The sequence below is a fragment of the Olivibacter sp. 47 genome, assembly GCF_030372825.1.
Taxonomy (GTDB): domain Bacteria; phylum Bacteroidota; class Bacteroidia; order Sphingobacteriales; family Sphingobacteriaceae; genus Olivibacter; species Olivibacter oleidegradans.
The window spans coordinates 4960736-4975622 of the sequence record NZ_JAUCNR010000001.1 but is presented as its reverse complement, the minus strand read 5'-3'; the positions used below and the strand labels follow the sequence as shown (position 1 = coordinate 4975622).

Below are 14887 nucleotides of genomic sequence, written 5' to 3'. Positions count from 1 at the left end.
GTTCTGTGGGATATAAACATCTAAATTACATAGAGTAACGATTTAACGACACATAAAAAAGCCGTCCCGAAAAATCCGAGACGGCTTTCACAATATATGCGAAAATTAATTAGATCAATTTAACATTTACTGCATTAAGACCTTTCTGGCCTTGTTCTACATCAAAAGATACATCATCATTCTCCCGTATGCGGTCTTTAAGACCCGATGAATGAACAAAAATTTCACGTCCACCGTCTGTAGGGGTGATGAAACCGAAACCTTTGGTTTCGTTAAAAAATTTTACTACGCCTTCTTGCATTTAAAATAAATTAAAATAAATAATTGCTATGAAGATACATATAAATTATTGCTATACAACTTTATATGAAATAAAGTGTTTTCTATATGACACTTATAACAGACATATGATGCATTACTGCCTTAAAGGCCATCGATATTTGCATGCCTGCATGCTACTGCTTTGGTATGGAAAGCACGAATATAAAAATGAAACTCGATGTCCTCAACGGGAGTAGGATGCAGTTTCCGGCGGTGGTCGGTCGTTTTTGGCTGAAGAATTGATATTCGTTTGTCCGATTTAGTTAATATATCTTCAAATTCAAAGTAAAACTTAATGATTCGATCTAAAATAATTTCTACGGGAGCTTATATACCCACAGATAAAATTCCGAATGGGTACTTTTTAAGCAATACATTTTTTGACGCGGATGGCACGCTTATCGAGCAGCCGACCGAAATGGTCATTCTTAGGTTTAAGGCCATTACCGGCATAGAAGAACGGCGTTATGCTCCTCAGGGCATTACAGCTTCAGATATGGGAGCGCTAGCAGCGAAAGAGGCGATTATAAAAGCAGAAGTTGATCCGGAATCTATAGACCAAATTATTGTTGCACACAACTATGGAGACATGAGGTACCTTGGTGCGCCGCGAGACATGGTCCCTTCCGTTGCTTCCAAGATAAAGCATAAACTAGGCATACGAAATACAAGCTGTACGCCTTATGATATCATATTCGGTTGCCCGGGCTGGCTACAGGCTCTTATCCAAGCCGATCTTTCCATACGCGTCGGCGCCGCAAGCACTTGTCTTGTTATTGGCACAGAAAATCTATCACGGGTATTAGATTATACAGACCGCGACAGCATGATTTTTTCAGACGGTGCAGGTGCCTGTATTTTGCAAAGGAATCGGGAGGACGATAATGGGATCATTAATTCATTGGTCCGGTCTGACACATGTGATGAAATAGATTATATATTTTCGGGTGGAACGAATAATGGTACGGAAAAAGAGCCTCGATTCATCAAAATGCACGGACGCAAGGTTTATGAGTACGCACTGAAGCATGTACCACTGGCTATGAAAGAATGCTTTGATCGGAGCGGCGAGAGAATTTCAAATTTAAAGATGGTGTTTCTGCATCAGGCTAATGAAAAAATGGACGAAGCCATCATTAAAAGGTTTTATGCGTTATATGAGATCAATAAACTTCCGGAAAACATTCTGCCGATGAATATTGCATTGATGGGCAACAGCTCTGTTGCAACAATTCCTACCCTGCTTCACCAGGTGTTAAAAGGCGACCTTGGTTCTTTTCAACTCCAACGAGGTGATGTAATCATACTGGCATCTGTAGGCGCTGGAATGAACATTAACGCAATTACCTATAAATGGTAATACAAGGTGCCATTGGTTATTTCTTGAATGCTGGGCTATTCTTGTAATTCAACTTCTTTTTTACTATAAGAAGGCGGCGGCATTGAATAATGGTATAAAGCACTGTCCAAAAAAAGTTCATTGTTGACCACTTCTACTCTATTAAAATCCAAGCGTCTTCCTCAAGGTTTGAACGCCAGTTGATTCTGAAATTGAGGATGCAAATACTTCCGCAGTAGAAGCATTTCGTCCATAGAAAGTCCTAAGGGCTTTTTTATCAAAAGATAGATTAGACCCGTTGATACTTAATCCAGCGAATAATCCTTTACTACGTAAATATGAATAAATTTCGGCTTCCAGTTTATAATCAGTATTTGCACTTCCGCTACGCCCAACAGGGCCGGCAGCAGCAGAGACATCCCTTCCCGTGGTAAAACTTCCCTTTTGTGCCTTAGTGAGAACATCTTTATGCCTGAAAAGAAGAACCAGATCTACTGATTGAACACCCGCCTGAAAACCAATGCTGCCTCCGGTAATGGTGATAAAAACCGGATTGCTCCATTCGCCATTCGCTTGTTTTACCATTGCAAGCCCTTTGCCCCGTTTACCTCCTATTCCAAACCCAGCGTTGATCATATTCGGAATTATCACTATACCTTCCGATTGGTTTAATAGATCGGAGGGTATACTCTCTTCATTTTAGCAAAGTCTTGCAAGACTTCCGCCGATTTCTCAATTTTTTTCGCTTCTTCACTTTCTTGCTTTGCGGCTGTGAATAAAACCATGGGTGATCTGTTTCTTCGTCATTATCCATTTGATCCGCTTTAGCCTATACTTTGAATGAAAACAAAGTGCATCTGCTGTTAGTTATCAATACTGCCCCTCAACTCCTTATAACGTTACCGGTGATTGTTGAAGCGGATGGATTTCAACGGATCGGAAGCTTTCATGGCCAGCTGCTCTTATTAATGTATACTATAAATAACCGATAAAGCAAACAATAGCTTGTTAAAACTCCTAGTAATCTAAAAATTTAAATACTGAAAAATTCAATTCCATTTACCTACAATCCTTTATTCTTTTAGTTAAGATTATCTAGGCAAAGGAATTATCTGAATATAAAGACTTATTGTCTATTATACCTGTTTTAATTGCAGTGGCAGGAAACATTCCGCTGATGATGTTGTTGCTTCTTTACAGGTCTTAAACACATAAAAAAACAGGCAACACAAAAGTGAATTTTAAAATGGAATCAATATAAAAAATAACCAACGATGATACTTGAATCGAAAGTACCTCTTAAATACTTGCTAGGCATTATTAAATATGAATTGGTAATAGTACTAGCGTTAGCGCTAATTACGCATATCAGTGCCTTAGAACTCACGAAGTTCCTTCCTGGAATGCCACTTACAATACCCGCTTTTTTAGGAACATCTATCTCTGTACTTCTTTCATTCAAGATGAATCAATCATATTACAGGTGGTGGGAAGCCCGAAAAGTATGGGGAGCGATCACCAATGATTCAAGAAGCCTTATTATACAATTGCAGTCATTTTTGGGCACCGATCAGTCACGTGTAATTAAAAGAATATCTTATCAGCAGATAGCCTGATGCCAATTGTTTGTCAAGTCATTGCGAGGTGTTGATTCGATTGAGAACTTAGATCATTTAATAAGTTCAGCAGACAAAGCTCAAATCTTAAAACAGAATAATCGACCGCTGGCGATATTACAGCTAACTGCTAAAGATATAAAGGAATTACGCGCGAATAAATTAATTGATTTGTTCGAACACATTCACTTACAAGAGACGATTATTCGCCTTACAGACTCAATGGGAAGCGCCGAGCTAATTAATGGTACCATCTTTCCCTCCACTTATCGGTTAACTTTACATTTTATTATCTATCTTTTCGTAATAACATTGGCCATATCGTTGAAAGACACTAATAATATTTTTGTTATACCTTTATTATTATTAATCTCTGCTGGCTTCTTTTGTATAGAAAAAATCGCTTACCATCTACAAGACCCATTCAGAAACCTCCCGAGTGATATACCTGTAACAACGATTGCCGAGACAATCGAAATGAATATCCGGCAGCTGCTTGGCGAAGACACCAAGCAGACGAAGAGAAAGACAAACGATTATTTTATCATGTGATTACCGGAAGTTTCTGAGTGGTATTAAGCGTAACCAGTAGTTCCACTTCAATAACAAGTGCACCTGATCGATGTATTTCATTTTGCCACGAAAAGACAGGGTATATCTCATTAAAAATGAGTATATTTAATCACTTCGATATCCTTCGGACTATCTACCTCGTTATTCGCATCGATCCGAAGCAAACAAATATAGATTCTCTTTTCTTTATGTATTATAGATAAAGGGCACGCACACAGATAAACAAAAAGAAAATGAAAATCGCATTCATAGGCACCTATGCACCTCGGCAGTGTGGCATTGGCTCTTTCTCGCAGAACTTGTTTGAAAGCATTCAGGATTTAGCATCTTCCCAAGCATCCGAAAACATTGTAATCGCCATCAATGATCCCGACAATACTTACGCTTATCCTCCGGAGGTAAAGTTTATCATTGAACAAGATGATCATCATAGCTACCTCAAAGCTGCCGATTATATAAACAATAACGGCATTGATATTTGTGTGGTGCAACATGAATACGGCATTTTTGGTGGGCAAAACGGTGTATTTGTCCTAACCCTACTGCATCATATAGCAATACCGGCAATAGTGACTTTTCATACGGTTTTGAAAAAGCCATCTTACAATGAGTCCATGATCTTGAAAGAAATAGTCAGGGCAGCGGAAAAAGTGGTTGTAATGACGAACAAGGCCGTAGAAATGCTCAGTGAGTTGTATGACGTGCCTGTTGAAAAAATCGAAATGATACCGCATGGGGTACCCGACATTCGATATGATAGAACGATGGTACGACAGGAATTGCGGCTTACAGGAAAACACGTTCTGCTAACCTTCGGCTTCATTGGGCGCAATAAGGGCATTGAAACGGCTATCTGCGCATTACCTAGCGTGGTACAGGCATATCCGAATACCGTTTATATCATTCTTGGCAAAACACATCCCAACGTTGTGAGACATGCAGGTGAAGAATATCGTTTGTTTTTACATAGGCTTGTTAAAAAACTTAATCTGGAAGATCATGTTATATTTCTGAATCAATATGCCTCTCAAGATGACTTATTCAAATATCTCAGTGCCTCGGATATTTATTTGACCCCCTATCTTCATGAGGCACAGATCACAAGCGGTACCCTATCGTATGCCGTTGGCGTCGGATCGGCCGTAGTATCCACACCTTATTGGCATGCCGCTGAATTGCTGGATGGCGGGCGCGGCAAATTGTTCAACTTCAATGATGACAAGCAATTAGCTGCTATTTTGCTAGATTTACTTGCTCATCCCAATAAGTTAGAGACAATGCGTTCCTGCGCGAGAGAATATGGAAAAACCATCACTTGGCCCAAAACCGGAGGTAGGTATTATGCACTGGCCGAACACCTGAGTGAAATCACACCGAAATTGATTATCAAGAAAGATCCGGCTTTGGATCTCAATGTACTCCCGCCGTTGCGTTTCGACCATATTGACAGATTGACCGATAGTACAGGAATATTTCAGCATGCTACGTACGGTATTCCAAATTATCACGAGGGATATTGCTTGGATGACAATGCCCGTGCGCTGCTGATGATGCTAATGGCATACCGGCGGACAAAAAGTGAAAGGACAATTAAATACATCGCAATCTACCTAGGCTATATTAATTATGCACAGAACGCAGATGGCAGCTTCCGGAATTTTATGGGGTTTAATCGTAGCTTCCTCGATGAAATAAGCTCTGAAGACGCTTTCGGTCGCGCTGTTTGGGCCCTAGGCTATGCAATGGCCTATTCACCTATGGATGCCTATTACCAGATGGCACGTCAACTTTTCTTCAGAGCGATGCCGCAATTCGAAAGGCTCCGGTCGATACGTAGTATTGCCAACACCATTATAGGTCTGTACTATTATTTACAAGATAATCCTTCAGACGAGGGCATGATTGAATTGATAAGGAAATTAGCGGCTCGTCTTCATCACGAGTACCAAATTCACCGTAAAGACGGATGGCATTGGTACGAATCACTTTTAGCTTACGATAATGCATTGCTTCCTTTGGCGATGTTATATGCCGCCGAAGTATTAACAAATAAAACCTATGAAGAAACTGCTTTTGAAAGTATGGCTTTTCTAGAGCTACACACCTTACAGAAAGGCCATTTGAGCCTTATCGGCAATCAGAATTGGTATCGGCAAACAGAGACACCCTCACCATTTGCACAACAACCTATCGATGCCATGGCCATGGTACTGCTATATCTGCAGGCTTATAACTATAGTGGAAAACTCAGCTATCTCGGTTCACTCTATACGTCTTTCATGTGGTTTTTGGGAGAGAACGATCTTCGTGTCAGCCTGTACGACTTCGAGACACACGGGTGCTGCGATGGCCTGCAACCAGACGGTGTAAACCGCAATCAGGGAGCGGAAAGTACGCTTGCGTATATCATTTCGTACCTTGCTGTCCAACATACATTTGAAAAACCTTACGGCAAATTTATAGAAGATGAAAGTCGCAATATTAGCCCCAATCGCCTGGCGCACCCCTCCACGTAAGTATGGCCCATGGGAACAAGTTGCTTCGAATTTAACGGAAGGACTGCTTAAACAGGGTATAGACGTGACCTTATTTGCGACAGCAGATTCCTTGACGAACGCGCAGCTTCGATATAGTAGTCCTACCGGTTATGCGGAGGACTCTACATTGGATCCGAAGGTAGAAGAATGCTTGCATATTAGTGAGCTTATGGAAAACGCAGCGGACTTCGATATCATTCATAATCATTTTGATTTTCTGCCGCTTACTTACGCAAAACTGATAAATACCCCTATGGTGACTACCATCCATGGTTTTTCATCTCCGAAAATTATTCCTGTTTACAAAAAATACAACAAGCATAGTTTTTATGTTGCTATTAGCAATTCGGATCGGTCTTCCGAGTTGGATTATATAGCAACTGTCTATAATGGCATCGACACCTCTCAGTTGCAATTTTCGGCCATCGGAGGAGACTATCTGCTTTATTTTGGCCGTATACACCCTGAAAAAGGGGCCCATTTGGCTATTGGGGCAGCCAAGCTTGCTGGGAAAAGGCTGCTCTTGGCAGGATTGATCCAAGATCAGCTTTACTTTACCGAACAGGTTCTACCGCATATTGACAATGATCAGATTCAGTACTTGGGTAACGTCGGTCCAGCCGACAGAAGTAATTTACTGCGTGGTGCATCAGCATTGCTTCATTTGATCGAGTTTGAGGAACCCTTTGGATTGAGCGTCGCGGAGGCTATGGCATGTGGTACTCCTGTAATTGCGATGAATAAGGGCGCAATGCCCGAACTGATCCGAGATGGCATAACAGGCTTTTTGGTAAGCGATGTACCAGAGGCGGTGCAAGCTATACACCGTATCCATGATCTTGGTAGAGATAGATGTTATCATTGGGCTACAAGCCGATTTACGAAAGAAAAAATGACGGAAGACTATATTACCGTATACCGTCGGATTTTGGGCGGTTAAGTGCTAGCAACTTCTTCCTTAAGGATCTCCGCCAAAAGCACCTTCACATTGATGGTTGCGTAGGTGGACGTATAATCAGACATAGCATAAGGTATGACGAGCTCACCTTCGTGTATGTAGGCACCACAGGAATAAACTACATTGGGCACATATCCGTCCCGCTCCTTGGCATTCGGCATAAGCACTGGCTCACTTAAACGTCCGATTTCCCGCTCTGGATTATCGAGATCCAAGAGGGATACGCCCAATACATACTCACGCATAGGGCCGACTCCGTGTGTAATCATCAACCATCCAGCCTCGGTTTCCAAAGGTGAACCGCAATTTCCCATTTGAACCAATTCCCAGGGATACTTCGGTGTCTGTATCAGTTTTGCTTCGCGCCAAACATTGATATTGTCTGAATAGGCGATATAGTTATTCACCCCATCGATTCTGCACAACATAACATAACGGCCGTTAATCTGCCGAGGAAACAATGCCATACCTTTGTTTTGGGCTATATACCCATGAATCGGCATGACCGCAAAATGTAGGAAATCATGGGTCTTCAGTAATTTAGGCAATATAGCAGTGCCGTCATAGGCAGTGTATGTAGCGTAATATGTTGCCATACCACTTTCCGACACAAAACGCACGAAGCGAGCATCTTCAATACCGTTTCTCTCTGTATCCGCTATCGGAAAGATCACTCTCTCACTAAGGGATGTGTCTGTTGAGAATGTCATTTCATAATTAGAAGATGCCAGCCATTTCGCTTCTTGTAAAAAGAGGGTATTTTCCTGTTTGACTTCTAACACTGCTTGCGCATTCTGCAATGAAATCTTCAATTCATCATAGGTAAACGTATCTTGCAGTTCTTTACTTATGGTTTGATAGGCTTCTTCACTATGTTGTCCGCTTTCGTCGCACATTTCTCTTAGCTTCCTCAAAAAAGATTTTTTATGGTAGACATGGTTCTTTACATGTTCAGGAGCTTCTAACAACATCCCAGGTTCGAAGATTTCGATATTCTGATTCCTATCCAGTATCCCCTCTCTAAAAACAATGGAAGAGATATGCCCCTCTCCCGTTGCACGGAAGCTAATTATGATGCGTTTTTGCCCTGTATTCAGCTGCGTTTGGTCGGGATGCTCCACTATAGATGGGTTAAAAAAAGCCGCAGCTTCAATGGAATACTCCATGGTAAAATAGGAGCCGATGAGTAATTGCAGATGTTCTCGTAAGTTTTCGGGATTAAGCTCCATTTGCTCCATCAAGGGTATAAGACGGTGGAAATGGCCGGTTAGCCGCTTTCTAATATTACGATGCCTTCTGGAATATTTGCGGATGACTTGATCAAACTGTTCTTCTTGTTGCTGGTGACTGAGATCTAATATCGCCAAAATCAGACGTTTTGCCCGTTCTTCTCCGGCAAACAGAAACCTTGCAATGACCCGACGTGAATCGGGTTGAAATATTTTTTCTTTTCTAATTGTCTCTAATAGCATTTTCTTTATTTTATGGCGTTATTTAGTTATGAATTCGCTTTAAACCAGGTTCCTATCAATAGCTGGTTAGTTGTTTTAAAACTTGATTTAGTTGACGTTGTTTAAAAGTAAGGGCCGTTTTCACTCGAACACCTATGCTGAGTTCACGATTAAAATCAGTGGGGAGAAGCAAGAGAAAATGGGAAACGTGTAGAACAAAAGGATTTATGGCAACAATGGAAGTGGCTGCTTATAAATAAAGAGCTGGAGTTTATACGACCAAAGCCGCAAGATTTTTATTTTTTTTGACTACGTCTTCGAGTGTATAAATTGACAACAGGAGTTCATATATCCGATTGGCTTTTAATATCACACGGTTGTTTTTGTCGAGCTGTATCCAGTGCCCTTTTGAATAAGTTATCGTAAAATCCACCTGCTGTGTTCCTCGATATGTAATTAGGCGGTATTCTTTTCCGGAAATACCGTAGACGGCCAATTGAACTTCTTTCTTCGAGATGGTATAGGGTAAAATTATCGCCTCACCGTTCGGATCTTTTATTTGTGTGTGACCACTCATGATTTATGTATTTAGTAAATATAGTTATTTTTATATAAAAAGAGCATCTATAACGTTTGCTTTTAGTTTGCAACAAATTTTAAAAATTGAGTAGATGAAAGTTTTGATCTGGTTATTGAAACTTCCTTTACATTTCGAGCAGCGTTTTTTTTGAATTCTAAAAATATGCCTATACTTTAGGCGGACAGATGTCTAATTCATAGACATCATTAATTATACAAGTTTGTTGATTCGGTAGTCGCCCAGGGATTTCGGGGACTGTACTTATCATTGACATATTTAACACAAAATTCAATACACCACAAAATCAAGTGATTGTAATAACCGAACAGCGAATTGTACAATAGCAGTATTACCAGCTCTAACGGGATCGATACCAGACGCACCTAGTTCGATGGTAGCGATAAACGCATAGCCTATTCTTTTGAATCTCTATAGATCTCAGCTAAACTGAGATCTACGAAATAGAAGATAATTACTATTTGAGAAGCGGCCTACGAAAAAGGGGGAGCCTTATACGGATGTTTATAAACTGATCGAAAAATTTAATACCATCAGGGCATGAGGAATATGGCACTCCGATCCGTTTTTTATATAGTTCCAAATATGCTCACACCTGCAATGTATAGAATCTCACTAGCTATCTGAAAAACTATTACTTTTAAAGATCGAAGGTTTTACGTACTTTTAGTGAAAGATGCATCATGCTTGGAGAATTAAATAAGAAAGAAATAGTCGATTTATTGAAAAGCCAATTCATCGGCCGGCTTGGATGCCACGCAAACGGCGAAACTTATATAGTGCCAATCAACTATGTATACCAAAATAATGCGATATATGCTCATTCCGGTGAAGGTAAAAAAATAGAAATGCTACGGAAAAATCCACGCGTCTGTTTTCAGGTTGATGAAGTTGAAAGCATGTTCAAGTGGAAAAGTGCTATTCTTTGGGGAACCTTTGAAGAACTGAAAGACATGGAGCGTCAACAGGCCATGCAAGGCCTCATTTTACGTATTATGCCAAACACCAATGATCCGGGACGGGACCCTTCTCACGCGATAAGTCCTGAGCTTCGGAATAGCTTGATCGTTTATCGAATAAATATAGAAGAAGGAACCGGACGCTTTGAATTTCATGAGGAGCAATAGGGTGGATAAAAGAAAATATCGATTAGTACCTTTTGCCAAACCAAAATCCGAAGCCAATCAACAAGGCAATGACGCTTATCAACAAACCATCATAAGATGCTGATGAAACGTGTTGTGCTTTCTGATTCTTATCGTTCGCTTGCCAACTGGTTTCTTCCATTTTATAGCCCTTGACGGGAGTGGACTTCCCTGCTTCTTTTTCTACGGGAGCATTCTGCCCAGTCGTTCCGGGATCTTTCGACCACCGCCCTGATCTTGCCCGACCTTTAACAGGTTTTCGAGGTTCTGCCACCGCTTTCGCAGCATTACCCTTTACAGAGCTGGATGAACTTGTATGGATTTTACCCAACTGTTCTATCAGATTGCTTACTAGCTCCTTATTTTCTGTGTTATTAGCCCTTTGCTTTAGGAAATCTGTCAAGGCTCCATTTCCACATACATTGTCAGCGCAGGAAAGTCCCGTTTCTTCGGCAGTTTTCAGGTATTCGGTCATCAGCTGCTGCAAACGCTGTTCGTCGGGTTTCCAATAGTTTTTCCTGACCACTTCCAGCATGCGGGCCAGCATCGTCTGGTAAGCATAAGTGTTACCGGCTTTTGCAAACCGCCCTTTAACATCCAGATTGTACTGATCATTGACATAAGTATCCATCCAATCCTCCCATTTCTGTGCATCGATCGCTTCCGGCGTTGTGACCTGCCATCCCCACATATTATCTGCTACCTGGCCGATCATCCGTGCTCCAGCGTATCCTTCATCTAGCATTTTTTCAATCCATTTGGGATTAAGGTAACGGGTATTCATCTCCCTTCCGATAAATTTGTTTAGCGATTCCTGGCGGGTATTTCTCGGGTCGGCCAGGTTGGTAATCATCACATCGGGCGACGCCCCGTCAACATGGCGTACCGCCATCGCCATCCCACCCAATGCCTGAAAAAAATCGTCGTTATCCAACGCGCCGTAAACATTGGTAGAGCGGCTATGAACAACTGCCTTCGTCCCGGATAAGGCACTTTTAAAAAGCGATACCGCTAGGTCCTTTGCTGTTTCCGGGAGTTCCCCATCCGGTATGTTTCCCCAAAGACCCTGCCCATATAAATGTCCCATCCGGTTAAAGTAAACAGCCCCAACCTTCTGGTCTTTTTTCCACTTATCGGAGGCCTGAACCACATCGTTCAAGCCGTTTCCGTAACTTCCACTCTTCGTGCTGAACAGGCGTATACTAGCCAGCTGACGGGCGAGGGTAGTGTCTTTGAGTCCGGAAGACAACAGCTTGTCCACACTTTGGTCAATATGTTCCCGCAAATAGTTAGCACCATCTTGCTGATAGGCCAAAGAAACCGCTTTATCTAATAACAGCATTAGATTGGGAAATAGGTCGCGATACAAGCCGGAGGGCGTGATGACCACATCGATACGCGGTCGCCCAAGCGCAGTATCTGCAATTGCTTCTACTCCTTTCAACCGCCCAAAGCCATCATAAGTAGGCTTTATCCCCAATAAACTCAATATCTGAGATTCCATAATACCTTCATGGCGGATGGTTTCCACCGACCATAGATTAAATCCCACCTTATCCGGATACTGGCCATCGTGTCTGCCACGGTAATCAGCGATCAACTGATTAGCCAGCTTCTCTCCTTCTCGATAAGTGTCTGTGGTGGGAATACGGTCGGGGTCAAAGGAATAAAAATTCTTTCCTGTAGGAAGTGCCGAAGGATTTCGAATAGGATCATTACCTGAACCCGCTTCCACATACTTTCCATTAAGAGCTGTCATCAGTGCATCCAGCTCTCGTTGGCCACTGATCATAATGCGCTGGTAAACATCCATCAGTAGCACGGCAAGTGAATCCTTGGGTATCCCCTGCATCCGCCCAACGATAGCTTCTGCCGTTTTTATCGCCATCACCGAATCCGGTGATTGCCCAAAGGTATGCATTCCCATTGGGCTAAGCGTCTCCTGGATTTCCTGCAGGTAATGTTCCAGTCTTTGTACATCTTCTGCTTTAATGTCGCCATCAATACCTAGATCCTTCCCTATATTTGCCTCCCTGGCCAGCCGATTGATTGTGCGCAGGTGAACAGCAGCGAGTGCTTCACTTTTGCCGGAAGCCACATCATAATCGTTGATGGTCCCCGCAAGTTCACGCAACTCGGGTCTTAAGGTGGCCTGATCAAAGGGCGGCGTTAAATGATCAATAATCACGGCCATTCCACGCCTTTTGGCCTGTGTTCCTTCCCCTACATTGTCCATAATGTAGGGATAAATGTTAACCAGGTTACCCATCAGTGCTTCTGGCGCATCGTCATCATCAAACCCCACTTCACGTCCTGAAAGCCATTCCTGTGTTCCATGTGTTCCCAGATGGATGACCGCATCGGCGGGCATACCTTTTTGTAGGTACAGATAAAAGGCAACGTATTGGTGATGTGGAGGAAGCGAAACATCGTGGTACAAGGCCTGAGCGTCTTCGTCCCAACCCCTGGCCGGTTGGGGCATCAGGTTAATATTGCCGTAGGCGATTCGAGGCAAAACAAAATAAATCTTTCCTTCCGGATCACGCCAGGTCATGATCTTTGAATCTTCCGGTTCACCCCACTTTTTTATTACCTGCTTTTGGAAAGCAGGATGCAACTGTCCGAACCATTTTTTATAGGTCTCCACCGGAACCAGTACGGGATGCGTTTCCTGCACTAACCGATCCAGTTCCGCCGGTGCCCAAGTACCGATATTACGGCCTCCGTTCATGACGTCATCAAATACGGTAATGGGATCAGGAGTTTGACCACCAAGATCATATTTCGCTTCACCCATACGTTTTAAAATGGCCGTAAGGCTCTTGGGCAGCACATTCAGGTAACTGGCACCAATATTATTTTTACCCGGATGCCCGTTATAATAAATCAGCGCAATTTTTTTATCCCGGTTGGGCAGGCTTTGCAATCTTGACCACGCTTTTACACGCCCCACCAATCTTCGTACACGGCTTTCAGGCGCGTATTTGACGCGGTATCCAGCCGCACCGGCGGATGCTACAGATTCGGTGCTTGCCGCTATTATCGGCTGTATCTGACCGCTTAGTTCCTGACGGGCAAGCGATAAGGCACGCGCCGCAAGTGGTATCCCCAAGGAGGAGGCATGCCAAGCTGCTGTATCGTCACTGATTGTGATGGCATTGATTACCGGTACACCCATACGGGAAAATGCCGCCTGAAGCCGTTCGTTGGACGCTCCCGGCAAAGAAGAAAAATTCAACAGGGCCGATAAACGAGAGCCTCCGTCGGCATCCAAACAATGATCTTCGATTGCCTGATCAAGTGGATGGCCATAAAAGGGCATCACATCGAAACCAGCCGTATCTAAGGCATCCGCATAAGACTTCATATACTCCCACTGACGGGTAACTGCTTCGTAACGGAACATATACAAACCTACCAACGGGCGCTCCCCCAGTCTTTCGGCTTGGGCATATCGTTCAAAGCTTGCGTATACCTCCCCACTCCGAAGAGAAACGATGCCATTTTCCGGAAAGGGGACAACCGGCTTTACCGGATAGGTCGATTCCAAATGTCTATTCAACAGCATTAGTATCATATTGGCCAGATTATCCGGGCTGGGATGCTCGAAATAAGCAGCCACTTCCGGGTCGAAGCGAATGCCCTGCTTGCCATAACTATCCGCTTCCGGCGTGTTACCAAGCGCATATACATGTCCGCCACGTTTAACGATGCGCTGTAGCTCCGCAGAAAAACGCTGTAGTACGACCGGGGTATGCACATAGCAGACGGCTAGATCTGCACCTCCCACATCCGCTACGGCATTTCCGTCAATGGCTGTTGATACCAGATAAGCATCGGTGAAGCCAGGAAGCTTGTGCAGTTGGGCAATTGCCTCGGCAACAGGTTTACTATAATTTTCGGAAACCAGTATCACTATCTTTTTCGGTGCAGGCGCACAAAAAGCCTCCAACGCAAAGCACAGAACAAGCTGACTCCATAATACGATACGAATAAATACTGTTTTACTGAACATTTTCCGGCACATAAATAATCTGTCCATCTTCCAATTGATAGGCCGTACCTAAGCGTTCGCCATGGCCGGCAGCTTCTTCTTGCGATAATTTCTTAACTTTGATTTCCCTTCCCTTCTTGGAGATGATTTCCATCTGACCCTGTGCATTTTTCTTTGTTAAGGTTACCTCCGTATTGGGATCGAACAACTCCAGCATGTTGAGCGCCGTCATCAACGCAACTATCATAGCGACAATAAGCACAACACTGATATCGAAAAGGTTGGCAATGCCACTTATGGGGTCCTCGAGAGGTGTTTGATCCTCGCGCCCCTGGTGTACTCTTAGTAATTTCAT

The 14887-nt window shown here is 43.0% G+C and carries 10 protein-coding genes and 1 pseudogene; 5 read left to right on the top strand and 6 right to left on the bottom strand.

The window, feature by feature from the left end:
- Positions 1-109: 109 nt before the first annotated feature.
- Positions 110-301: a cold-shock protein gene (locus tag QT327_RS21560; protein ID WP_130856280.1), complete on the bottom strand. Its 192-nt coding sequence runs from the start codon at positions 299-301 to the stop codon at positions 110-112.
- Positions 302-616: 315 nt separating this feature from the next.
- Here QT327_RS21560 and QT327_RS21555 point away from each other — a divergent pair, with 315 nt between their 5' ends.
- On the top strand, positions 617-1681 hold the full coding sequence (locus QT327_RS21555) for a 3-oxoacyl-ACP synthase III family protein (RefSeq protein ID WP_289554009.1): 1065 nt from the start codon (positions 617-619) through the stop codon (positions 1679-1681).
- A 141-nt stretch (positions 1682-1822) separates the two neighbouring features.
- Here QT327_RS21555 and QT327_RS21550 read toward each other — a convergent pair whose 3' ends face one another.
- Complete coding sequence (locus QT327_RS21550; protein ID WP_289554008.1) at positions 1823-2296, bottom strand: lipid-binding SYLF domain-containing protein; 474 nt, start codon at positions 2294-2296, stop codon at positions 1823-1825.
- Between the two features lie 638 nt (positions 2297-2934).
- Between QT327_RS21550 and QT327_RS21545 the strand changes: the two are divergent.
- The 3 genes and pseudogenes from QT327_RS21545 to QT327_RS21535 all read left to right on the top strand — a co-directional run bounded on the left by QT327_RS21545 (position 2935) and on the right by QT327_RS21535 (position 7326).
- Positions 2935-3828: pseudogene (locus tag QT327_RS21545) on the top strand (bestrophin family protein).
- Between the two features lie 254 nt (positions 3829-4082).
- On the top strand, positions 4083-6365 hold the full coding sequence (locus QT327_RS21540; protein ID WP_289554007.1) for a glycosyltransferase family 4 protein: 2283 nt from the start codon (positions 4083-4085) through the stop codon (positions 6363-6365).
- Positions 6316-7326 carry a glycosyltransferase family 4 protein gene (locus QT327_RS21535; protein WP_289554006.1) on the top strand — a complete coding sequence of 337 codons (1011 nt, stop codon included), beginning with the start codon at positions 6316-6318 and terminating at the stop codon, positions 7324-7326. Before QT327_RS21540 ends, QT327_RS21535 begins: the two co-directional genes overlap by 50 nt.
- Here QT327_RS21535 and QT327_RS21530 read toward each other — a convergent pair.
- Together QT327_RS21530 and QT327_RS21525 are read right to left on the bottom strand one after the other, a co-directional pair.
- Positions 7323-8816 carry a glycoside hydrolase family 130 protein gene (locus QT327_RS21530; RefSeq protein ID WP_013665400.1) on the bottom strand — a complete coding sequence of 498 codons (1494 nt, stop codon included), beginning with the start codon at positions 8814-8816 and terminating at the stop codon, positions 7323-7325. The two genes, QT327_RS21535 and QT327_RS21530, sit on opposite strands and share 4 nt — an antisense overlap.
- 250 nt (positions 8817-9066) lie before the next feature.
- Positions 9067-9372, bottom strand: a complete 306-nt coding sequence (locus QT327_RS21525; RefSeq protein ID WP_130856276.1) for a hypothetical protein — start codon at positions 9370-9372, stop codon at positions 9067-9069.
- Between the two features lie 704 nt (positions 9373-10076).
- On the opposite strand from QT327_RS21525, the gene QT327_RS21520 reads away from it, so the two are divergent.
- Positions 10077-10520, top strand: coding sequence for a pyridoxamine 5'-phosphate oxidase family protein (locus QT327_RS21520; RefSeq protein WP_130856275.1), 444 nt, complete (start codon positions 10077-10079; stop codon positions 10518-10520).
- 22 nt (positions 10521-10542) lie between these two features.
- Here the strand turns inward: QT327_RS21520 and QT327_RS21515 are convergent, their stop codons facing one another.
- The gene (locus QT327_RS21515) at positions 10543-14553 is read right to left on the bottom strand and encodes a cobaltochelatase subunit CobN (RefSeq protein ID WP_289554005.1); all 4011 of its coding nucleotides are present in this window, start codon (positions 14551-14553) and stop codon (positions 10543-10545) included.
- Positions 14543-14887 (bottom strand): DUF2149 domain-containing protein, encoded by a 345-nt coding sequence (locus QT327_RS21510; protein WP_130856273.1) that lies wholly within the window; start codon positions 14885-14887, stop codon positions 14543-14545. Before QT327_RS21510 ends, QT327_RS21515 begins: the two co-directional genes overlap by 11 nt.